Source organism: Sphaerotilus sp., assembly GCF_013299175.1.
Taxonomy (GTDB): Bacteria; Pseudomonadota; Gammaproteobacteria; order Burkholderiales; family Burkholderiaceae_C; genus Sphaerotilus.
In genome coordinates, this window is record NZ_JAAFKF010000075.1 from 1 (window position 1) to 20,449 (window position 20,449).

Annotated in this window: 20 protein-coding genes; 16 read left to right on the plus strand and 4 right to left on the minus strand. The window is 69.7% G+C overall.

Annotation, left to right across the window (positions count from 1 at the left end; translation table 11 throughout):
• The 11 genes from QZW52_RS13235 to QZW52_RS13285 form a co-directional block, all read left to right on the plus strand.
• On the plus strand, positions 1 to 586 hold a 586-nt coding region (locus QZW52_RS13235), incomplete at its 5' end, for a BMP family lipoprotein (RefSeq protein WP_293999627.1).
• Positions 583 to 2,127 carry an ABC transporter ATP-binding protein gene (locus QZW52_RS13240; RefSeq protein ID WP_293999630.1) on the plus strand — a complete coding sequence of 515 codons (1,545 nt, stop codon included), beginning with the start codon at positions 583 to 585 and terminating at the stop codon, positions 2,125 to 2,127. The genes QZW52_RS13235 and QZW52_RS13240, both read left to right, overlap by 4 nt.
• Positions 2,124 to 3,257 (plus strand): ABC transporter permease, encoded by a 1,134-nt coding sequence (locus QZW52_RS13245; RefSeq protein ID WP_293999633.1) that lies wholly within the window; start codon positions 2,124 to 2,126, stop codon positions 3,255 to 3,257. The genes QZW52_RS13240 and QZW52_RS13245 overlap by 4 nt, the downstream gene beginning before the upstream one ends.
• Positions 3,250 to 4,179 carry an ABC transporter permease gene (locus QZW52_RS13250; RefSeq protein WP_293999636.1) on the plus strand — a complete coding sequence of 310 codons (930 nt, stop codon included), beginning with the start codon at positions 3,250 to 3,252 and terminating at the stop codon, positions 4,177 to 4,179. The genes QZW52_RS13245 and QZW52_RS13250 overlap by 8 nt, the downstream gene beginning before the upstream one ends.
• Positions 4,180 to 4,181: 2 nt before the next feature.
• Entirely contained in the window at positions 4,182 to 4,628 is a 447-nt protein-coding gene (locus tag QZW52_RS13255) for a cytidine deaminase (RefSeq protein WP_293999639.1), read from the plus strand.
• A gap of 7 nt (positions 4,629 to 4,635) precedes the next feature.
• Positions 4,636 to 5,442 (plus strand): purine-nucleoside phosphorylase, encoded by an 807-nt coding sequence (locus QZW52_RS13260; RefSeq protein ID WP_293999642.1) that lies wholly within the window; start codon positions 4,636 to 4,638, stop codon positions 5,440 to 5,442.
• The gene (gene deoC / locus QZW52_RS13265; RefSeq protein ID WP_293999644.1) at positions 5,439 to 6,221 is read left to right on the plus strand and encodes a deoxyribose-phosphate aldolase; all 783 of its coding nucleotides are present in this window, start codon (positions 5,439 to 5,441) and stop codon (positions 6,219 to 6,221) included. Before QZW52_RS13260 ends, deoC begins: the two co-directional genes overlap by 4 nt.
• 8 nt (positions 6,222 to 6,229) lie before the next feature.
• Positions 6,230 to 7,555: a thymidine phosphorylase gene (gene deoA, locus QZW52_RS13270; protein WP_293999646.1), complete on the plus strand. Its 1,326-nt coding sequence runs from the start codon at positions 6,230 to 6,232 to the stop codon at positions 7,553 to 7,555.
• An 18-nt stretch (positions 7,556 to 7,573) separates the two neighbouring features.
• Positions 7,574 to 8,518, plus strand: a complete 945-nt coding sequence (locus tag QZW52_RS13275; protein ID WP_293999648.1) for a carbohydrate kinase family protein — start codon at positions 7,574 to 7,576, stop codon at positions 8,516 to 8,518.
• Positions 8,519 to 8,533: 15 nt separating this feature from the next.
• Positions 8,534 to 9,460 carry a ribokinase gene (gene rbsK, locus QZW52_RS13280; protein WP_293999650.1) on the plus strand — a complete coding sequence of 309 codons (927 nt, stop codon included), beginning with the start codon at positions 8,534 to 8,536 and terminating at the stop codon, positions 9,458 to 9,460.
• A gap of 14 nt (positions 9,461 to 9,474) precedes the next feature.
• Entirely contained in the window at positions 9,475 to 10,428 is a 954-nt protein-coding gene (locus QZW52_RS13285) for a nucleoside hydrolase (RefSeq protein WP_293999652.1), read from the plus strand.
• A 33-nt stretch (positions 10,429 to 10,461) separates the two neighbouring features.
• Here the strand turns inward: QZW52_RS13285 and QZW52_RS13290 are convergent, their stop codons facing one another.
• Positions 10,462 to 11,460, minus strand: a complete 999-nt coding sequence (locus QZW52_RS13290) for a Bug family tripartite tricarboxylate transporter substrate binding protein (protein WP_293999653.1) — start codon at positions 11,458 to 11,460, stop codon at positions 10,462 to 10,464.
• Between the two features lie 121 nt (positions 11,461 to 11,581).
• On the opposite strand from QZW52_RS13290, the gene QZW52_RS13295 reads away from it, so the two are divergent.
• On the plus strand, positions 11,582 to 12,055 hold the full coding sequence (locus tag QZW52_RS13295) for a DUF3237 domain-containing protein (protein WP_293999654.1): 474 nt from the start codon (positions 11,582 to 11,584) through the stop codon (positions 12,053 to 12,055).
• Between the two features lie 41 nt (positions 12,056 to 12,096).
• Complete coding sequence (locus QZW52_RS13300; protein WP_293999655.1) at positions 12,097 to 13,956, plus strand: tannase/feruloyl esterase family alpha/beta hydrolase; 1,860 nt, start codon at positions 12,097 to 12,099, stop codon at positions 13,954 to 13,956.
• Positions 13,957 to 13,997: 41 nt separating this feature from the next.
• On the opposite strand, the gene QZW52_RS13305 is transcribed toward QZW52_RS13300, so the two are convergent.
• Positions 13,998 to 14,702 (minus strand): Crp/Fnr family transcriptional regulator, encoded by a 705-nt coding sequence (locus QZW52_RS13305; RefSeq protein ID WP_293999657.1) that lies wholly within the window; start codon positions 14,700 to 14,702, stop codon positions 13,998 to 14,000.
• 117 nt (positions 14,703 to 14,819) lie between these two features.
• On the opposite strand from QZW52_RS13305, the gene QZW52_RS13310 reads away from it, so the two are divergent.
• From QZW52_RS13310 to QZW52_RS13320, 3 genes are read left to right on the plus strand one after another with little or no spacing between them, the layout of a single operon-like run.
• Positions 14,820 to 15,803, plus strand: a complete 984-nt coding sequence (locus QZW52_RS13310; RefSeq protein WP_293999660.1) for a Bug family tripartite tricarboxylate transporter substrate binding protein — start codon at positions 14,820 to 14,822, stop codon at positions 15,801 to 15,803.
• A gap of 28 nt (positions 15,804 to 15,831) precedes the next feature.
• Entirely contained in the window at positions 15,832 to 17,829 is a 1,998-nt protein-coding gene (locus QZW52_RS13315; protein WP_293999663.1) for an acetoacetate--CoA ligase, read from the plus strand.
• Entirely contained in the window at positions 17,826 to 18,593 is a 768-nt protein-coding gene (locus QZW52_RS13320) for an SDR family oxidoreductase (protein WP_293999666.1), read from the plus strand. Before QZW52_RS13315 ends, QZW52_RS13320 begins: the two co-directional genes overlap by 4 nt.
• Positions 18,594 to 18,686: 93 nt before the next feature.
• On the opposite strand, the gene QZW52_RS13325 is transcribed toward QZW52_RS13320, so the two are convergent.
• Positions 18,687 to 19,415, minus strand: a complete 729-nt coding sequence (locus tag QZW52_RS13325) for a histone H1 (RefSeq protein ID WP_293999668.1) — start codon at positions 19,413 to 19,415, stop codon at positions 18,687 to 18,689.
• A gap of 63 nt (positions 19,416 to 19,478) precedes the next feature.
• Positions 19,479 to 20,449, minus strand: a 971-nt coding sequence (locus QZW52_RS13330; protein WP_293999671.1) for a ribonucleotide-diphosphate reductase subunit beta, incomplete at its 5' end; no start/stop codon positions are given.

A 20,449-nucleotide genomic window follows, 5' to 3' on the forward strand; every position in this document is an offset into this window, starting at 1 on the left:
CTTCCTCGTCGGCATGATGGCCGCGCAGGCGAGCAAGACCGGCAAGGTCGGCTTCGTCGGCGGCATGGACATCCCGCTGATCCGCAAGTTCCAGTGCGGCTACGAGCAAGGCGCCAAGTTCGCCAATCCGAAGGTGGAAACCTTCGCCAACATGACCGGCACGACCGGCGCGGCCTGGAACGACCCGGCCCGCGGTGGCGAGCTGACCAAGGCGCAGTTCGCCAAGGGCGCGGATGTCGTCTTCGCGGCGGCGGGCGGCACCGGCATCGGCGTCTACCAGGCGGCCAAGGACGCGGGCAAGCTGGCGATCGGCGTGGACAGCAACCAGAACCACCTGCAGCCCGGCACGATGCTGACCTCGATGCTCAAGCGCGTCGATGTCGCCGTCTACAACGTGGCGAAGAACCACACGCCGGGCATCGCGTCGCTGGGTCTGGCCGAAGGCGGCGTGGACTACGCGGTGGACGAGCACAACGCCAAGCTGGTCAGCGCCGACATGAAGGCCAAGGTCGATGCGGCCAAGGCGGACATCGTCAGCGGCAAGCTCAAGGTGGTCGATTACATGGCGGCCAACGCCTGCAAATGACCGTCCCCGCCACATCCGCCGCCATCGCCGTGCGCATGGCCGGTGTCTGCAAACGCTTCGGGGCGGTCGCGGCGAACCAGGATGTGGCCCTCACCGTGCAGACCGGCTCAGTCCACGGCCTAGTCGGCGAGAACGGCGCCGGCAAGAGCACGCTGATGTCGATCCTCTACGGCTTCTACACCGCCGATGCCGGGTCGATCGAGGTCTTCGGCGAGCCGGCGACGATCCGCAACGCGCAGGACGCCATCGCCCGCGGCATCGGCATGGTCCACCAGCACTTCATGCTCGTGGACACGCTCAGTGCGCTGGACAACGTGATGCTCGGCGCCGAGCCGCACGCGCTGCTGCACAAGGCGGAAGGCCAGGTGCGCGAGCGGCTGCGCGGGCTGATGCAGCGCACGGGCCTGAACGTGAACCTCGACGCCCTGGTCGGCGACCTGCCGGTGGGCGACCAGCAGCGGCTGGAGATCCTGAAGGCGCTGTACCGCGGCGCCCGCGTGCTGATCCTCGACGAGCCGACTGCCGTGCTGACGCCGCAGGAGACGCTGCAGTTGTTCGAGGTGCTCGCCCGGCTGCGCGAGGCGGGCACGACGATCATCCTGATCACGCACAAGCTCAAGGAAGTGATGCGGTTGTGCGACCGCGTCACCGTGATGCGCGCCGGGCAGGTCGTGCACGACTGCGAGATCGCCGACGCGAGCGTCGAGTCGCTGGCCGAGGCGATGGTCGGGCGCAAGGTGGCGATGGGGCGGCAGGTGGACAGCGCGGTGAAGCGTGGCGCGGTGCTGGTGCAGGCGCGTGGGCTGGGCTTGCGCGACAAGCTGGGCGTGGTGCGGCTGCGGGAGTTTTCGCTGGACCTCCACGCGGGCGAGATCGTCGGCGTGGCCGGCGTGTCGGGCAACGGGCAGAGCGAGGTGCTGGAGCTGCTGTCCGGGCTGCGGGCGTCGGATGGCGGCACGCTGCAGGTCGGCGAGCGCCGGTTTGCCGCACCCAAATGGCTCGATCCACGCACCGCCCGCACGCTCGGCATCGCCCATGTGCCCGAGGACCGCTACGCCCGGGCGATGGTGATGGGCTTCGAGGCGTGGGAGTCCGCCGTGCTGGGCTACGAAGGCTTGCCCGGCTACAGCCAGGGCGGCTGGATGCGCCGCGCCGCGATGAAGCTCGCCACCGCGCAGATGATGGACAAGTTCGACGTGCGCCCGCGTGACCCGCAACTGGTCAGCGGCAAGTTCTCGGGCGGCAACCAGCAGAAGCTCGTGCTGGCCCGCGAACTCGGTCAGGCACCGAAGATCCTGCTCGTCGGCCAGCCGACCCGCGGCGTGGACATCGGCGCGATCGAGTTCATCCACGGCCGGCTGCGGGCGATGCGGGACGCGGGCTGCGCGGTGCTGGTGGTGTCGAGCGAGCTGGACGAGATCCTGGCGCTGGCCGACCGGGTGCTCGTGATGAACCAGGGGCGGGTGACGGGGGAGCTGCCGATCGCCGACTGCACCGAGGCACGGCTGGGGATGCTGATGGTCGAAGGAGCGGCGGCATGAGCGCGAGTCGAAGTGCCAATGCACCGTTGCCGCGCTGGGCGGATGTCGCGCTGATGCCGGCGATCAACCTGCTGGTCGCCCTGATCGCAGCGGGCGTGGTGGTGGCGCTGGTCGGGCAGAGTCCGTGGGAGGTGCTGTCGGTGCTGATCCGCGGCGCGTTTGGCACGCCGCGCGGGCTGAGCTACACGCTGTATTACGCGACGACCTTCACCTTCACCGGGCTGGCGGTCGCGGTCGCCTTCCACGGCGGGCTGTTCAACATCGGCGGCGAGGGGCAGGCCATCCTCGGCGGGCTGGGCACCGGGCTGGTGGCGCTGTGGCTCGGGCCGCACCTGCCGGCGGTGGTCGTGCTGCCGCTGATGCTGGTGGGCGGGGCGCTGTTCGGGATGGTGTGGGCGGCGGTGCCGGCCTACCTGCAGGCGTACCGCGGCAGCCACGTCGTCATCACCACCATCATGTTCAACTTCCTCGCCAGCAGCCTCCTGGTCTACCTGCTGGTGAACAAGCTCAAGCCGCCGGGGTCGATGTCGGTCGAGAGCCAGTCGTTTGCCGCGTCGGCCAAGCTGCCGGCCATGCACGAACTGCTGGGTGCGCTGGGCATCGCGTGGCCGTCGTCGCCGCTGAACCTGAGCGTGGTGCTGGCGCTGCTGGCGGCGGGCGCGGTCTACCTGTTCCTGTGGCGCAGCCGGGCGGGGTATCGGCTGCGGGCGGTCGGCTCCAGCGAAGGGGCCGCCGCGTATGCCGGCATCGAGCCGAAGCACCAGGTGCTGGTCGCGATGGGCCTGTCGGGCGCGCTGGCCGGACTGGTCGGCATGAACGAGATCGCGGGCGTGGCCGGGCGGCTGCAGCTCGACTTCGTCGGCGGCGCGGGCTTCACCGGCATCGCGGTCGCGCTGATGGGGCGCAACCACCCGGTCGGCATCCTGCTGGCGAGCCTGCTGTTCGGGGCGCTGTTCCAGGGCGGGGCCGAGGTGGCGTTCGAGGTCTCGGGCTTCAGCCGCGAGATGGTGGTGACGCTGCAGGGCTTCATCGTGCTGTTCTCGGGCGCGATGGCGTATGTGATCGCGCCTCGGGTGGCGCGGTTGCTCTTCGGCCGGATGGTGCAGAAGCAGGGAGCCGCCCATGGATGAGGCGCTGATCGGGGCGCTGGTCGCCTCCACGCTGCGGGTTGCGGCGCCGCTGATCCTGTGTGCGCTGGCCGGGTTGCTGTCCGAGCGGGCCGGGGTGATCGACATCGGGCTGGAGGGGAAGATGCTCTTCGCCGCCTTCGCCGCGGGCACGGTCGGCGTGTGGAGCGGCTCGACGGCGGTGGCGCTGTTGGCAGCGATGGGCGTGGCGATCGTGCTGTCGTGGCTGCACGGGCTGGCCTGTGTCAGCCACCAGGGCGATCAGGTGGTGTCGGGCGTGGCGATCAACATCATCGCCGCCGGGCTGACCGCCGTGCTCGGCATCGCGTGGTTCAAGCAAGGTGGACAGACGCCGCCCGTCAGCGACGCGGTGCGCATCCGGGCGGTGTTCCCGTCGATGGCCGATTCACCGCTGTTCGGCCACAACGCGCTGGTGTACCTGGCGCTCGCGCTGGTGCCGGCCGTCTGGTGGATGGTCTACCGCACGCGCTTCGGCCTGCGCCTGCGGGCGGTCGGCGAGAACCCGGCGATGGTGGACGCGGCTGGCGTGTCGGTGACGCGGCTGCGCTATGCGGCGCTGACGCTCAACGGGATGCTCTGCGGGCTGGCCGGCGCCTACCTCGTGCTGGCGCAGAACGCCTCGTTCGTGCCGAACATGACCGCAGGACGCGGCTTCATGGCGCTGGCCGCGATGATCTTCGGGCAGTGGCACCCGGTGAAGGCGCTGTGGGCGTGTCTGCTGTTCGGGGCGCTGGACGCCATCGCGATCCGGCTGCAGGGGGTGAGCCTGCCGATGGTTGGCGAGGTGCCGGTGCAGGCGGTGCAGGCGCTGCCGTACCTGCTGACCGTCGTGCTGCTGGCGGGGTTCATCGGCAAGTCGGTGGCGCCGCGGGCGCTGGGGCGGGCGTATCTGAAGGAGCATTGAACATGGCGCCGAACCCGTTGAACCCACTGGAACTGAACGACTTCCCGTGGAACGCGCTGATGGACGCCGCCCGTGCCGCACGGTTGCAGGCGCACGCGCCCTACTCGCGCTTCCTGGTCGGCGCCGCAGTGCTCGACGAACACGGCCGGCTGCACGCGGGCTGCAACGTGGAGAACGCCGCTTATCCACAGGGCGTCTGCGCCGAAGCCGGTGCGCTGTCGGCGATGGTGCTGGCGGGTGGAAAGCGGTTGCGAGCGGTGGTCGTGCTGGGCGACGCGGGCGGTGCGCTGGTGACGCCGTGCGGCGGTTGCCGGCAGAAGCTGCGCGAGTTCGGCGCGGCGGACCTGCCGATCCTGATCGCCGATCCGCAGCGGGCACTGGCCCGGTTCACCCTCGATGACCTGCTGCCGCACAGCTTCGGCCCGGACCACCTTTCCCCGCATCCGTGACCCCGACATGACCGACACCTCCCTCGACCGACTCCGTACCCGCTGCGCCGATCAGCCGCCCCGCATCGCCGTCGTGCTCGGCTCCGGCTGGGGCGGGCTGACGGCGCGGCTGCAGGACGCCGAGCGCATCCCGTATGCCGAGCTGCCCGGCTTCCCCGTCTCGACGGTGGCGGGCCACGACGGCGCGCTGTGGCTCGGCCGGCTCGGGGCACACCAGCTCGCGGTGATGAGCGGGCGCAAGCATGTCTACGAGACGGGCGAGGCGGACGGCATGAAGACCCCGCTGCGCACGCTGCGGGCGCTGGGCTGCGAGGTGCTGGTGCAGACCAACGCGGCCGGCAGCCTGCGCCCTTTGATGCCACCCGGCAGCCTGATGGCGATCAGCGACCACCTGAACCTGTCGCAGCGTTCGCCGCTGGTCGGCGAGCCGGGATCGGAACGCTTCGTCAGCATGGGCTATGCCTACGACCCCGCGCTGCGCCGGCACGCGCAGGCCGTCGCGCACTCGCTGGGCACACCGCTGCACGAAGGCGTGTTCGCCTGGTTCCTCGGGCCGCAGTTCGAGACACCCGCCGAGATCCGCATGATGCAAGGCTTCGGCGCCGACGCGGTCGGCATGAGCACCGTGCCCGAGACGATCATCGCCCGCCACGCCGGGATGCGCGTGCTGGCGCTGTCGCTGCTGACGAACATGGCCGCCGGCTTGTCGAACGAACAGCTCAGCCACGCCCACACGCTGGCCCAGGCGCAGGCCGCGGCGGACACGGCGGGCGATCTGCTGGCGTCTATCCTCGCGACACTCCCACTGCCATGACCGCCATGACGCCCACCGAAGCCGCCCGCCTGTCGCTGGCCTGTCTCGACCTCACCAGCCTCAACGACGCCGACACCGAGGCCGACATCGCCCGCCTGTGCGAGCGTGCGCAGGCGCCAATCGGGCCGGTCGCCGCCGTGTGCGTCTGGCCGCGGCTGGCGGCGTTCGCCCGTGCGCAGTTGCCGACGCACATCGGCGTGGCGGCCGTCGCCAACTTTCCGGACGGCGGCACGGACGTTCAACGCGCCGTGCGGGATGCCGGCGAGATCGTGCAGGCGGGCGCGCAGGAGGTGGACGTGGTGCTGCCGTGGTGGGCGCTGCAGGCTGGGGATGACGCTGCAGCATCGGCGGTGGTGCGCGCTGTGCGGCGGGCATGCGAGGGACTGACGCTGAAGGTGATCCTCGAATCGGGCGAACTCGGTGCCACCGGCGACACGGCGCTGATCACCCGCGCCTGCCGGATCGCGCTGGCCGAAGGCGCCGACTTCCTCAAGACGAGCACCGGCAAGACCACGCGCCACGCCAGCCTGAGCGCCGCCGAGGCGATGCTGGCCGCCATCGCCAGCGATCCGCAGGCACGCGAGCGTGTCGGGCTGAAACCGTCGGGCGGGCTGCGCACGGTGGCGGACGTGCAGCCTTATTTGGCGCTGGTGACGCAGCACCTCGGCGCCGGGGCGCTGAATCCGCAGCGGTTCCGCATCGGGGCGAGCAGTTTGTATGCGGACATCGAGGCGATCCTGTCCGGCAACAGCAGCGCACCGACCGGCAGCATCTACTGACTTCGCCCATGCTCCCCCAGGAAATCATCCGCACCAAACGCGACGGCCACCCGCTGACCGCCGTGCAGATCAACGCCTTCGTGGACGGCCTCGTCACCGGCGGCTGGAGCGACGCGCAGGCGTCCGCGCTGGCGATGGCCGTCGTGCTGCGTGGCATGGACGCCGCCGAAACCGTCGCGCTCACCCAGGCGATGACCCGCAGCGGCGACGTGCTGCGCTGGCACAACCTGGACGATGGCCTCGGCGACCACCCGCCGATCCTCGACAAGCACTCGACCGGCGGCGTCGGCGACAAGGTGAGCCTGATGCTGGCGCCGATCGTGGCAGCCTGTGGCGGCTGGGTGCCGATGGTGTCGGGGCGCGGCCTCGGGCACACGGGCGGCACGCTGGACAAGCTCGAAAGCCTGCCCGGCTACCGCACGCAGCTCACCCGCGACGAACTGGTCGCCACGCTGCGCACGGCCGGCTGCGCCATCGTCGGCGCCTCGCCCACCGTGGCACCGGCCGACCGGCGGCTCTACGCGATCCGCGACGTGACCGCGACGGTCGAATCCACCGCGCTGATCACCGCCAGCATCCTGTCCAAGAAGCTCGCCGCCGGGCTGCAGGCGCTGGTGATGGACGTGAAGACCGGCGACGGCGCCTTCGCCTCGACACCCGAGCACGCCCGCGAACTCGCGCTGAGCCTCGTGCGCGTGGCCGAGGGCGCGGGGCTGCCGACGCGGGCCATCATCACCGACATGAATCAGGTGCTCGGCCACACGGCGGGCAATGCGCTGGAGGTACAGGAAGCCCTCGACTACCTGCGCGGCACGCGGCGCGACGTGCGGCTGCACACGCTGACGCGCACGCTCTGCGCCGAGCTGCTGGTGCTGGGCGGGCTGGCGGGTGACATGGCCGACGCCGAAGCGCGGGTCGATCGCGCCCTGCGCAGCGGCGAGGCATTGGAGCGGTTCGAGCGCATGGTCCACGCCCAAGGTGGCCCGGCCGATGTCGGTAGCCGCAGCCGCTTGCCCAAGGCGCCGGTGCAGCGGATCGTGCCGGCGCCGCACGCGGGCTGGGTGCAGTCGATGGCGGTGCGTGAACTGGGGATGCTGGTGGTGACGCTCGGCGGCGGGCGGCGCACGGCGGGGGATGTGATCGACCCGCGGGTTGGGCTGAGCGAGGTGTGCCAGATCGGCGACCGGCGCGAGGCGGGCGAGCCGCTGGCGATCGTCCATGCCGCCACGGAAGCCGACGCCGACGACGCGGTGGCACACGTGCATCGATTCGTCACGCTGGGCGAGGCGCCGGTCGCAGCAGGCTCGGTTATTCTCGCCGCCGCCTGCCACTGAACCCTTGCGCCCACGCCCATGACCACCCGCGCCGCCATCGCCGCCTCCATCGCCTACGACACCATCATGGTCTTCGAGGGCCAGTTCACCGACCACATCCTCCCGGACCAGATCCACAAGATCAACCTGTCCTTCCTGTCGCCGAAGATGCGCCGCGAGTACGGCGGCTGCGCGGGCAACATCGCCTACAACTACGCGCTGCTCGGCGGCGAGGCCGTGCCGATGGGCATGGTCGGCGACGACTTTGGTCCCTACCGTGAGCACAACGTGCGCACGGGCGTGGACCAGAGCTGCATCGTTGCGGCGCCGGACACCTACACCGCGCAGTGCTTCATCGTCACGGACCTGTCGAACAACCAGATCGCGGGCTTCCATCCCGGCGCGATGGGCCGCTCGGCCGAGATCCCGCTGGCGCAGGCCGGCGCCGTCACCTGCGGACTCGTCGGACCGGATGCGCCGGACGCGATGGTGCTGCACACCCGCGAGATGGCTGAGGCGGGCCTGCCCTTCGTGCTCGATCCGGGCCAGAACATCCTGCTGTTCAACGGCGAGCAATTGCTGGCGATGATCGACCAGGCGCCGGTGCTGGTCTGCAACGACTACGAGGCCGAGCTGATCTGCGACAAGACCGGGTTGACGCTGACGGCACTGGCCGAGCGCGTCGAGACGCTGATCGTCACCCGCGGCGGCGAAGGCTCGAACGTCTACCAGCGCGGCGAGGTCCACGCCGTCGCCCCGGTGCCGGCCACGGCGTTGAAAGACCCGACCGGCTGCGGCGACGCCTACCGCGCTGGCCTGCTGCTGGCGCTGGCGGAAGGCCAACCACTGCTGCAGGGCGCGCAGCTCGGCAGCGTGCTGGGTTCGATCAAGATCGCCGTCCAGGGCTGCCAGAACCACCGCCCGAGCCGCGCCGAGATCCGTGCGCAGTTCGAGCAGCACTACGGCCCCTGGCCCTTCGCCTGAACCGAGGAACCCGCCATGCCCCACCCTTGCACCGTCGTCGTGGTTGGTAGTCTGAACATGGACCTGAAGGTGCGCACGCCACGCCTGCCTGTACCGGGCGAAACCCTGCTCGGCAGCAGCTTCAGCACCGACAGCGGGGGCAAGGGCGCCAACCAGGCGGTGGCGGCGGCCCGCATGGGCGTGGCCGTGGCGATGCTCGGTTGCATCGGTCATGACGCCCATGGCGATGCCTTGGCGCGGTCGCTGCGCGAGGCGGGCGTGGCGGTCGAGGCGCTGGTCGTGGACGAGGTGCAGGCCAGCGGCATCGGTGCCATCTTCCTGATGCCGGACGGCGAGAACAGCATCGTCGTCGTGCCCGGTGCCAACCACGCGCTCACGCCCGCCCGCGTCGAGGCCCAGGCCCACCGGCTCCGGCAAGCCCGCCTCGTCGTGGTGCAGCTCGAATGCCCGCTCGACAGCGTGCGCCGGGCGCTGCGGATCGCCCGCGAGGCTGGCGTGACCACGCTGCTCAACGCCGCGCCGGCCCAGCCGCTGGACGATGCACTGCTGGCCGACGTGGACTGGCTGGTGGTCAACGAGGTCGAGGCGGCCATGCTGAGCGGCCTGCCGGTGGACACGCCCGCCGAGGTCGAACAGGCCGCGCAGGCGCTGCGGCGGCGCGGCCCGGCGCAGGTGGTGGTCACGCTCGGTGCCGCCGGCATGCACCACGCCGGCCCGGACGGCACGCTCGCTCTGCCCGCCCCCCGCGTCACCGCGGTGGACACGACCGGCGCAGGCGACACCTTCGTCGGCACCTTGGCCGCAGGTCTGGCCGAGGGTGCCCCGCTCGCCGCCACCTTCGCCCGCGCCCAGACCGCCGCCGCGCTGGCCGTGTCGCGGCTTGGCACGCAGTCTGCCATGCCCACCCGTGCGGAGGTCGATGCCTTCGCGCCCGCGCCCTGAAGCGGAGTTCCCCCATGACCAAGATCCTCTTCGACACCGACCCCGGCATCGACGACGCGATGGCGCTGTACCTGCTCGCCCGCGACCCCCGCGCCGAACTGGTCGGCATCACCACCGTGTTCGGCAACGCTCCGGTGGACACCACGACCCGCAACGCGCTGGCGCTGCGCGAACGTTTCGGGCTGTCGCATGTGCCGGTGGCGCGGGGCGCGGCGCGGGCGCTGGTCAAGCCTTCCGAGGGCTATGCGGACTTCGTGCATGGCCGGGACGGGCTGGGCGATGTCGGCACCGCCCCGGCCTCGTCCGGACACGACACGCTGGATGGCCGCGCCGCCGCCCTGTTCATCATCGAGATGGCCCGCCGCCACTCGGGCGAGCTGGTGCTGGTGCCGGTCGGCCCGCTGACCAACCTCGCCCACGCACTGCAGCTCGACCCGGAGCTGCCCCGCCATGTGCGCGGCGTGGTGCTGATGGGCGGCGCGTTCGGCACGCTCGGCCACGGCGGCAACATGTCCCCCGTCGCCGAAGCCAACATCCACGGCGACCCGCACGCCGCCGACCTCGTGGCCACGGCAGACTGGCCCGTCACCTTCGTTGGCCTGGACGTGACGCACCAGGTCCGCATGTCCACGGCCTACCTCGACGAGATCGGCCGCGAGGGCGGCGAGCATGGCCGCTACCTGCGCGACATCACGCGCTTCTACGAGCGTTTCTACGAACCGCGCACGGGCGGTGGCATCTACAGCCACGACGCCAGCGCGGTGGCCTGCGCGCTCGACCCGGGCCTGTTCACGCTGCGCCACGGCCCGGTGCGCGTCGTCACCGACGGCATCGCCTGCGGGCAGACCGTCCAGCGCCTGCCCGGCCGGCCCGATCCGTCGCCGCACTGGAACGGCCTGCGTGATCAGGCGGTGTGCGTGGACGTGGACAGCGAGCGGGTATTGCGGGAGTACCGGGCGCTGTTCTGAACCTGGTGCCTCCCGCCGGGCGCGTCCGTGGTTTCAGTCGCCCTTGAACCCGGTTGCCTTGACGGCCGCCGCCCAGCGCGTGGCCTCGGCCTTGAGCATCCGCTCGGTGTCGGCGCGGGAGGTGCCCAGCACGCTGAAGCCGGCCTCCTGCAGCTTGGTGCGGGTCTCCGGCGCCTGCACAGCGGCGACGATCTGGCGGTTGAGCTGGTCCAGCACGGCGGCAGGTGTCCCGGCCGGCGTGAACACCGCGAACCACGCCGAGAAGTCGATCGACGGCATCCCGGCTTCCGCGAAGGTCGGCACCTCGGGCAGCAGCGCCGAGCGTTGCGCCGCCGTGGTGGCGAGGGCACGCATCTTGCCGCCCTTGATCTGCGCAGCACCAAGCGCGGTCGAGACGAAGGCGCCGGCCACGTCACCCGCCACGATCGCCGTCACGGCATCGCCCGTGGCGCGGTAGTGGATCGGCTCGATCTTGAAGCCGGCCGCGTCCGCGAACAGCTCGGCGCCGAAATGCCCCGGCGTGCCCGCCCCGAACGTCCCCATGTTGGTCTTGTCGCCCCGCGCCTTGCTCGCCTTGACCAGATCGGCCACCGTCTTGTGCGGCGACGTGGCGGGCACGACGAGCAGGAAATCCGCCCGCACCACCTCGCTCAGCCCGACCAGCTCGCGCGCCGGGTCGTAAGGCAGCTTGCTGAACGCGGGCGGCGCGATGGCGATGGAGCCGACTTCGCCGAGCAGCAGGTTGTAGCCATCGGGTGCGCTCTTGGCGACCGACTGCGCGGCGATCTGGCCCCCGGCGCCGGCCTTGTTGTCCACCACGACCTGCTGCTTGAGCAACTCACCGAGCTTCTGCGCCAGCAGCCGGGCCACGACATCCGGCCCGGTGCCTGGGGGGAAACCGACGGTCAGCTTCACCGGCTTGTCGGGGAAGGCGGTCTGGGCCTGCCCGGACAGCGGCAGCATCGCCACCAGCAAGGCAGTAGCAGCAGCCAGCACGCGGCGGCGGGGACGGTGGTGTGAAGAGGCGTTCATGCGGGTAACTCTCGGCGAAGGTGGTGCACCGCCGCAGCGGCGGTGCCAGAACGGGCGATGATCGCGGCTGCGGTGGAGCTGTCCATAGGGGATGGCCTGATGCCGCGCCCGGAGCCGACCCATGGACCATGTCTTTCCCCCTGCGCCGCCGCTTGTGCCGATGGCGCGCATCGCGTGCGAAGTCGCCAGCGTCATCAGCCTGGGCGCCCTGCCGACCGGCGAGCGGCGCTATGTACCGCTGCGGGGCGGCCGGGTCAGCGGGCCGGAGCTGAACGGCGAGATCGCGGAAGGCGGCGTCGATTGGCAGATCCTGCGCAGCGACGGCGTGATCGAGATCGCCGCGCATTACGTGATCCGCACCGACGACGGCGCACTGATCGAGGTGCGCAGCGAGGGGCTGCGGCATGGCTCGCCCGAGGTGCTGGCGCAGTTGGCCCATGGCGAGCCGGTGGAGCGGGACGCGATGTACTTCCGCACCGTCGTCCGCTTCGGCACGTCGGCACCGGCGTGGCAGCATCTGAACAAGGTGCTGGCGCTGGCCTGCGGTGCGCGGGACGCCCACCTCGTCCGGCTGGATCTGTACCGCATCACCTGAGCCGACACCTGAGTCGATACCTGAGAACAAGGAGACAACCCATGACCCACACGACCCTCCGCCCGCTCCTGGGCGCTGCCATGACCGTGGCCACCGCGGCGCTGCTGTCCGCCTGCGGCACCACAAAACCCGACCTGCCGGCCGTGGTGATGCCGCCCCCTGGCTGCGACGACGGCCTGAAGACCGCGTTCAAGCCCGACGCGCTGACCACCGTGGTGTCGGTGCGCGCGGTCAAGAAGGGCGAGAAGCTGATCGCCGTCGATTCCCCCGCGCCGATCACCGCGGCCGTGGACCTGTGCCTGGTCAAGCTGCTGGTCGGCCCCGGCTTCACTGCCGAGAAGGACAAGACCGCCCGCTCGTACTCGGAAGGCATCGGCATCGAGGTGTGGCTACCCGCCCCGGCGCAGTGGAACGACCGCATCCGCAACTACGGCGGCGGCGGCTGGGTCGGCGGCGGCCACCGTGTCCCCGACCAGATCGGCAGCAAGGTGCCCGCCCTCGTCAACGCCAACCTGGGCTATGCCGTCGGCACCACCGACGCCGGCCAGCCCTGGTCGCAGGACGGCTCGTTCACCTTCCTCTCCAACGGCCAGATCAACCGCGAAGGCTTCCGCGACTTCTCCTGGCGCGCGATGGTCGAGCAGGCGGTCAAGACGAAGGCGCTGGTCAAGCTCTACTACGGCCGCACCCAGCAGTTCGCCTATTACGACGGCCACTCGCAGGGCGGGCGCCAGGGCCTGAAGGTGGCGCAGGAGTACCCCGAGCTGTACGACGGCTACATGATCGCCCAGCCCGCGATCAGCATCCCCAGCTTCGGCCCCACCGGGCTGTATGCCCAGGTGGTCATGAAAACCGACCTGGGCTACAACGCCACCGACAAGCCACGGGCCACCGCCTTCGCCAAGAAGCTCAACGAGACCACGGCCCGCGCCGTCGCCCAGTGCGATCAGGCGAAGCTGGGTTTCCTGCTCGATCCCTTCAGTTGCAGCTACAACCCGGCCCGTGACGCGGCGGCGCTGTGTGCCGGGGTCGCGGGGGATGGCGTGACCGGCAGCGGTGCCGACCCGGCCGTGTGCCTGAGCCGCCCGGAGGCCGATGCCATCAACAAGATCTGGTATGGCGCGACCCGCGACGGCCGATTCGACGCCAACCAGTCCGCCGCCGCCCGCAGCGGGCTGGCGCTCGGAGACGGCCAGCTCTGGTGGACCTTCACCCGCGGCACCGGCATCGGCGGTCTGGCCACCGGAGCCGGCACCGACAACGTGGCCACGGCGCTGCAGGACGTGCGCTACGCCGCCGACGCCAGCGTGACCCGTGCCGCACCGATCCTCAACACCTCGACCCCCGAGCGCAACCGCTGGACGCAGCTCGGCTACGCCGGGCTGGCCGAGGCCGTGGACCGGGGTGTGGCACAGCAGGAACTCTTCGGCCACCTCGCCACCGACAACCCGGACCTGCGCAAGCTGCGCGACCTCGGGCGCAAGGTGGTGATGTACAACGGCCTGGCCGACGACGCCATTCCGCCGGCCACCGCCATCCACTACCTCGACCGCGTGCAGGCCCGGATGGGCGGCCATGCCGAGGTGCAGAAGTTCCTGCGCATGTACATGGTGCCCGGCATGGCCCACAGCTCGCAGGGCCGGGCGCACACCGTCAGCGGCCAGAACAACACGGTCCCGATGCCGATGCTGCCCGGCAACGCCAACCAGACCCCGACCCGCGCACAGGACCAGATGTTCAGCGCGCTGCAGGACTGGGTGGAACGCGGCGTGGCGCCCGAGGACATGCTGATCACGTCCCGCGATGGCAGCGTCAGCTATCCCGTGTGCGTGTACCCGAAGAAGACCACCTGGAACGGCACGGGTTCGGTGAAACTGGCCAGCAGCTACACCTGCCAGTGACCTGATCAGGCATCCAACATCGGGCATCGAGCACGGAGCGGTCAATCGGCCAGTTGCTGCAAAGCGGCGAGGTCCAGCACCCTCACCGCCCCGTAGTCCAGTTGCAGCAGGCCATTGCGCTTCATCGCGACCAGACTCTCGTTGCAGCGCTGGCGCGAGACGGTCGCGAGGTTGGCCAACTCCTCCTGCGAGATCGTCAGGCAGCACTCGCCGCGGGGGTTCAGCAGCGGATGCACCAAGCCGAGCAGCGCACGGGCGACCAGCCGATCCGCGTCCAGCAGCCGGTGCGCGGCGAAGTTGCCCATGAACCAGTGCAGCCGCTCGTTGATCTGCTGCAGCAGGAATTCGTTGAACGCCGGCTGCGTGCGGCGCAGCCAGTCGAAGGTCTCGAACGGCATCGTCGCCACGCGGCTCGCCCGCAGCGCCACCAGATCGGCCCGGCGTGGCTGGCCGCGCAGCAAGGTGCCCTCGCCGAACCAACTGCCCACCGACTGGCCGCCCAGCGTCACGGTGCGGCCGTCGGCCGCATTGATCGACCATTTGAGCAAGCCCTCCAGCACACCGTACCAGTGGTGCTGCGTCTCGCCGTGGTGGCCAAGGCTGGCACCCGCAGCGATGGCACGCACGCCGATGTCGCGGCGCAGTTGCTGCTGCGCCGCCTCGCCGATGGCCGCCCACCAAGGCGACTGCGACAGCAGTTCATCGACGCTGATCGACGCGGACGGCGTCCGCAAGGCGCGGGTCATTGGCGGTCCTCCGAGTAGTTACCCCGACTCGAACTGTCGTCGAACCGACGGTGACGATCCGAGTTGCGCCGAATGATGCACTCCATCGCGCCCCCACATCCGCCGGAGACTCCCACCATGCTGAACCGCCGCCAACTCATTGCCGCCGCTGCCTTGGCCGCCGCCGCCTCGTCACCCTTTGCACAGGCACAGACCACCATCGACAAGACCGCCAAGATCGTCGTCGGCTTCCCGGCCGGTGGCGCTGCCGACACCGTCGCCCGCCTGCTGGCCGAGCAGTTGCGCGGCACCTACGCGCCGACGGTGATCGTCGAGAACAAGGCCGGTGCCGGCGGCCGCCTTGGCGCGCAGGCCGTGAAGGCGGGCGACGCCGATGGCACGCAGATCCTGCTCACGCCGGCGTCGATCCTGACGATCTACCCGCATGTGTACAAGAAGCTCGGCTATGACACGCTGGCCGATTTCACGCCGGTGAGTTCGGTGGCCACCGTGACCTTTGCTCTGTCCGTCAGCTCGGCCGTGCCCACCAGCGTGAAGACCGTGGCCGACTACATGGCCTGGGCCAAGGCCAATCCGAAGGACGCCAACTACGGCTCGCCGGCCGCCGGGGCCACGCCACACTTCGTCGGCGTGATGCTCAGCCGCGCCGGCGGCGTGTCGCTCAATCACATCCCGTTCAAGGGTGGCGCGCCGCTGGTGAGCGATCTGCTCGGCGGTCAGGTGCAGTCGGGCGTGAACGTGCTGCCCGAGGTGTTGCAGCACCACCTGTCCGGCAAGCTGCGCATCCTGGCGGTCAGCGGCGCCAAGCGCTCGAAGTTCCTGCCCAACGTGCCGACGATGGCCGAAAGCGGCTTCAAGGACGTGGCGGCCGACGAGTACTTCGGTGTCTTCGTGCCGGCCAAGACGCCGGTCGAGATCGTGACCAGGCTCAACGCCGCGATCCGCACGGCACTGAAGTCCAAGCCGGTGATCGAAGGGCTGGAGAAGGCATCATTCGACGTGGGTGGCGAGTCGCAGGCCGAGTTCGGCAAGCTCGTCAAGAGCGAACTCGAACGCTGGGGTCCGGTGGTCAATGCCTCGGGCTTCTCGTCGGAAGACTAAGTTCGCCACCATGCCCAAGGAGACAGACATGGACATCCAACTCGTGGCCGGAGAAGGCGACATCCTGTGGCGGCCCACGCCGGCGCAGACCGAGGCGACGCAACTGGCGGCCTACCAGCACTGGTTGTCGCGCGAGCGCGGATTGCGCTTCGATGACTACGCGGCGCTGTGGCAATGGTCGGTGAGCGACGTTGCCACGTTCTGGCAAACCATCTGGGACTTCTTCGACCTGCAAGCCGAAGGCTCGCGCGAGCCGGTGCTGGCGTCGCACGCGATGCCCGGCGCGAGCTGGTATCCGAATGCACGGCTGAACTATGCCGAGCATGTGTTCCGGCATGCGCAAGCCGACACCCCCGCGCTGATTGCCCGCAGCGAAGACACGCCGACACGCGAAGTGTCGTGGGCCGAACTGCAGCGCGACACCGGCGCGCTGGCGGCGAAGATGCGCGCCCTGGGGCTGGTGGCCGGCGATCGCGTGGCTTCCTACCTGCCCAACCGCGTCGAGACCGTCGTCGCATTCCTGGCGTGTGCCAGCATCGGCGCCGTCTGGTCAAGCTGCGCACCCGACATGGGCGCCACCGTCGTGCTCGACCGCCTGCGCCAGATCGAACCCAAGCTGCTGCTGGCCACCGACAGCACCACCTACAACGGCAAGACGCAGGACCGCGCGGGCGTGGTCGATGCGTTGTTGCGCGAGTTGCCGAGCGTGAAGGCGGTGGTGCATGTGCCAGGCCCGCTGTCCGGCCAACGACCGATCGAATGGCGCGACGGCCTCCCTTGGGCCGAGGCCATCGCCGCGCCGGCCGAACTCGTCTTTGATCGCCTGCCCTTCAGCCACCCGCTGTGGATCGTCTATTCCTCCGGCACCACCGGCATGCCCAAAGCCATGGTGCATGGACACGGCGGCATCGTGCTCACGCACCTGAAGACGCTGGGTTTGCAGCAGGACGTGCGGCCCGGCGACCGCATGCTCTTCCTCGGCGGCACCGGCTGGATCGTCTGGAACCTGCAGCTTGGGGCCTTGCTGACCGGTGCAACCATCGTGCTTTATGACGGCAACCCGGCCTGGCCCGACGGACAGGCACTGTGGCGCTTCATGGACGAACACCGCGTCACCTCGTTCGGCTGCGGCGCCGCGTTCCTGATCAACGCGATGAAGGACGGCCTGCGCCCACGCGACTTCGCGCCGATGAACCGCCTGCGGGCGGTCTACTCGACCGGCTCGCCGCTGCCGATCGAGGCCTACCGCTGGGTGTACGACGCGGTCAAGCCCGACCTGTGGCTGGCCTCGATCAGCGGCGGCACCGACATCGCATCCGGCTTCGTCGCCTGCGCCCCGACCTTGCCGGTCACTGCTGGCGAGATTCAATGCACGGAGCTGGGTGTCGCGGCCTGTGCGTTCAACGATGCTGGCCAACCGGTGGTCGATGAGGTGGGTGAACTCGTCATCACGAAGCCCATGCCGTCGATGCCGCTGTACTTCTGGGGCGACCCGGAAGGCCGGCGCTACCGCGAAAGCTATTTCGAGACCTTCGAGGGTGTCTGGCGCCACGGCGACTGGATTCGCTTCACGCCGCGCGGCACGGCCATCATCTACGGCCGCTCCGACAGCACGATCAACCGCTTCGGCATCCGCATGGGCACGGCCGAGATCTACCGCGTCGTCGAGGAGATGCCCGAGGTGCGCGACAGCCTGGTGGTCGATCTGGAATTCCTCGGCCGCGCATCGTTCATGCCGCTGTTCGTGGTGTTGAAGCCCGGCTGCGTGCTCGACGCGGCGCTGAAAAACCGCATCGCGCAGGAGATCCGCAGCAAGGCCTCGGCGCGGCATGTGCCCAACGAGGTGTTTGAGGTGGCCGAGATTCCGCGCACGCTCACCGGCAAGAAGATGGAAGTCCCGGTGCGCAAGCTGCTGCTCGGCATGCCGCGCGAGAAGGTGGCGAGTGCGGAGGCCATGGCCAATCCCGCCAGCCTGGCGTTTTTCATCGACTTGGCGGCGCAGTTGAACCAGCCGGAGGCCCCATGAGCGCAGTCAAGCGAGTCCTGGTCACCGCCGGTGCCGCCGGGATTGGCCGCGCGATCGTGCAGGCGTTTGCGGCTGCGGGGGCGAAGGTGCATGTCTGCGATCTGGACACCGCCGCATTGGCCACGTTGCGCGCCTCGGTGCCTGGCGTGACGACCTCGGCATGCGACATCGGCGACCGCGCCAGCGTCGAGCGCATGGTCGCCGAGGCCGCGGTGGCGCTCGGCGGACTCGACGTGCTGGTCAACAACGCCGGCATCTCGGGGCCGACGGCGAGCGTCGAGCAGATGGACCCCGACGCCTGGGAATCGGTGCTGCGCGTCAACCTCACTGGCACCTTCAACGTCACGCGCCATGCGATCCCGCACCTGAAGCGCTCGCCGGCCGGCGTGATCCTGGTGATGTCTTCGCTCGCCGGGCGCTTCGGTTATCCGAACCGCAGCCCCTACGCGACCACCAAGTGGGGACTGATCGGCTTCACGAAGACGCTGTCGCGCGAACTCGGCGAGTTCGGCATCCGCGTCAACGCGGTCCTGCCTGGTGCGGTCGAAGGTCCGCGCATCGAACGGGTGCTGGAAGGTCGGGCCGCGGCCAGTGGGCGCAGCGTCGCCGAGGAGCGCACCGCGGCGCTGGCCAACCAATCGATCAAGCGCATGGTGGCGCCGCAGGACATCGCGGCACTGGCGGTCTTCCTGGCCTCGGACGCCGGGCGCTCGATCTCGGGCCAGATCCTGCCGATCGACGGCGACTCGCAAAGCGCGTCTTGACAGCTTGCGAGGCCCGCACATGAAAAAAGCCCGGCGCGAACCGGGCTTTCGATGACCTGACACGTCAGCGCAGGACGCTGACGCGCAGGTTCCTCAGGGCTTCTCGCCCGTCGGGAACGGCCAGGCGGCCTGCGGGGCAAGCGTGGTCTTGGCGGTCGAGGACGACGCCGAGGCCGGCACCGCCTTCTTGCCGCCAGCCTTCTTCAGCGCAGGCTTGGGCTGGGGCGCCGGCGCGGGCGCGGGAATGGGCGCTGCGACAGCCTTCTTGGCCGCCGCCTTCTTGGCCGGCTTCGCGGCAGGTGCCGGAGCTTCGACAGGAGCGGCAGCGGGTGCAGGCGCTGCCGCGGCAGCCTTCTTCGCAGCCTTCTTCGCCGGAGCGGCAGGGGCGGCCACCGGCGCCGGCGCCGGTGCGGGCACGGGGGCTGGTGCTGCAGCGGCAACAGGTGCAGCCGCCTTCTTCTTGGCCGCAGCCTTCTTGACCACCGGGGCCGGAGCCGGCGCCTCGACCGGAGCGGGCACAGGTTCCGGGGCAGGCGCTGGTGCCGCCTTCTTGAGCGCGGGCTTCTTCGCCGCAGCCTTCTTGACCGGGGCAGCAGGTGCCGCCACCGGAGCAGGAGCAGGAGCGGGGGCCGGCGCTGCGGCTTCGACCACGGCCGCCTTCTTGGCGGCAGCCTTCTTCGGCGCTGCAGCCTTCTTCACAGGGGCAGCAGGTGCAGGAGCCGGGGCCGCCACGACGACCACCGTTTCAACCGGTGCAGCGGCCTTCGCGGCCTTCTTTGCAGGCTTGGCGGGAGCCGCAGCCGTCTTCTTTGTTGTTGCCATCACAGTTCTCCTAGATGAGTTTGCACGTTTGAACAAGAGAAGGCGCAGCCCCGGGCGGACCCATCAGTCCCAGGACAGCGCCCCACCCGTCTGATACTCGATCACGCGGGTTTCGAAAAAATTGCGCTCTTTCTTCAGGTCGATCATCTCGCTCATCCACGGGAAGGGGTTTTCCTCTCCGGGGAACAGCTCGTCGAGACCGATCTGCACCGCGCGCCGGTTGGCGATGTAGCGCAGGTAGCCCTTGAACATCGCCGCGTTCATGCCCAGCACGCCACGCGGCATGGTGTCTTCGGCGTAGGCGTACTCCAGCTCGACCGCCTTCTGGAACAGCACGACGATTTCAGCCTTGAACTCCGCAGTCCACAGGTGCGGGTTCTCCATCTTCAGCGCGTTGATCAGGTCGATGCCGAAGTTGCAGTGCATCGACTCGTCGCGCAGGATGTACTGGTACTGCTCGGCCGCGCCCGTCATCTTGTTCTGGCGACCCAGGGCGAGGATCTGCGTGAAGCCGACGTAGAAGAACAGCCCTTCCATCAGGCACGCGAACACGATCAGCGATTTCAGCAGCGTCTGGTCGGTCTCGGGCGTGCCGGTCTTGAAGTGCGGGTCCATGATCGCCTCGATGAAGGGGATCAGGAACTCGTCCTTGTCGCGGATCGACTGGACTTCGTTGTAGGCGTTGAAGATCTCGCTCTCGTCCAGGCCGAGCGACTCGACGATGTACTGGTAGGCGTGGGTGTGGATCGCTTCCTCGAACGCCTGGCGCAGCAGGAACTGGCGGCACTCGGGTGCCGTGATGTGGCGGTAGGTGCCCAGCACGATGTTGTTGGCGGCCAGCGAATCGGCGGTGACGAAGAAACCGAGGTTGCGCTTGACGATGCGGCGCTCGTCTTCGGTCAGACCATTCGGGTCTTTCCACAGCGCGATGTCGCGGCTCATGTTCACTTCCTGCGGCATCCAGTGGTTGGCGCAGGTGGCGAGGTACTTGTCCCAGGCCCACTTGTACTTGAAGGGAACGAGCTGGTTGACGT

Excerpts from the sequence above, each read along its gene's own strand:
- QZW52_RS13240 (WP_293999630.1), top strand. The coding sequence starts at position 583 with ATGACCGTCCCCGCCACATCCGCCGCCATCGCCGTGCGCATGGCCGGT.
- QZW52_RS13245 (WP_293999633.1), top strand. The coding sequence starts at position 2,124 with ATGAGCGCGAGTCGAAGTGCCAATGCACCGTTGCCGCGCTGGGCGGAT.
- QZW52_RS13250 (WP_293999636.1), top strand. The coding sequence starts at position 3,250 with ATGGATGAGGCGCTGATCGGGGCGCTGGTCGCCTCCACGCTGCGGGTT.
- QZW52_RS13255 (WP_293999639.1), top strand. The coding sequence starts at position 4,182 with ATGGCGCCGAACCCGTTGAACCCACTGGAACTGAACGACTTCCCGTGG.
- QZW52_RS13260 (WP_293999642.1), top strand. The coding sequence starts at position 4,636 with ATGACCGACACCTCCCTCGACCGACTCCGTACCCGCTGCGCCGATCAG.
- deoC (WP_293999644.1), top strand. The coding sequence starts at position 5,439 with ATGACCGCCATGACGCCCACCGAAGCCGCCCGCCTGTCGCTGGCCTGT.
- deoA (WP_293999646.1), top strand. The coding sequence starts at position 6,230 with ATGCTCCCCCAGGAAATCATCCGCACCAAACGCGACGGCCACCCGCTG.
- QZW52_RS13275 (WP_293999648.1), top strand. The coding sequence starts at position 7,574 with ATGACCACCCGCGCCGCCATCGCCGCCTCCATCGCCTACGACACCATC.
- rbsK (WP_293999650.1), top strand. The coding sequence starts at position 8,534 with ATGCCCCACCCTTGCACCGTCGTCGTGGTTGGTAGTCTGAACATGGAC.
- QZW52_RS13285 (WP_293999652.1), top strand. The coding sequence starts at position 9,475 with ATGACCAAGATCCTCTTCGACACCGACCCCGGCATCGACGACGCGATG.
- QZW52_RS13290 (WP_293999653.1), bottom strand. The coding sequence starts at position 11,460 with ATGAACGCCTCTTCACACCACCGTCCCCGCCGCCGCGTGCTGGCTGCT.
- QZW52_RS13295 (WP_293999654.1), top strand. The coding sequence starts at position 11,582 with ATGGACCATGTCTTTCCCCCTGCGCCGCCGCTTGTGCCGATGGCGCGC.
- QZW52_RS13300 (WP_293999655.1), top strand. The coding sequence starts at position 12,097 with ATGACCCACACGACCCTCCGCCCGCTCCTGGGCGCTGCCATGACCGTG.
- QZW52_RS13305 (WP_293999657.1), bottom strand. The coding sequence starts at position 14,702 with ATGACCCGCGCCTTGCGGACGCCGTCCGCGTCGATCAGCGTCGATGAA.
- QZW52_RS13310 (WP_293999660.1), top strand. The coding sequence starts at position 14,820 with ATGCTGAACCGCCGCCAACTCATTGCCGCCGCTGCCTTGGCCGCCGCC.
- QZW52_RS13315 (WP_293999663.1), top strand. The coding sequence starts at position 15,832 with ATGGACATCCAACTCGTGGCCGGAGAAGGCGACATCCTGTGGCGGCCC.
- QZW52_RS13320 (WP_293999666.1), top strand. The coding sequence starts at position 17,826 with ATGAGCGCAGTCAAGCGAGTCCTGGTCACCGCCGGTGCCGCCGGGATT.
- QZW52_RS13325 (WP_293999668.1), bottom strand. The coding sequence starts at position 19,415 with ATGGCAACAACAAAGAAGACGGCTGCGGCTCCCGCCAAGCCTGCAAAG.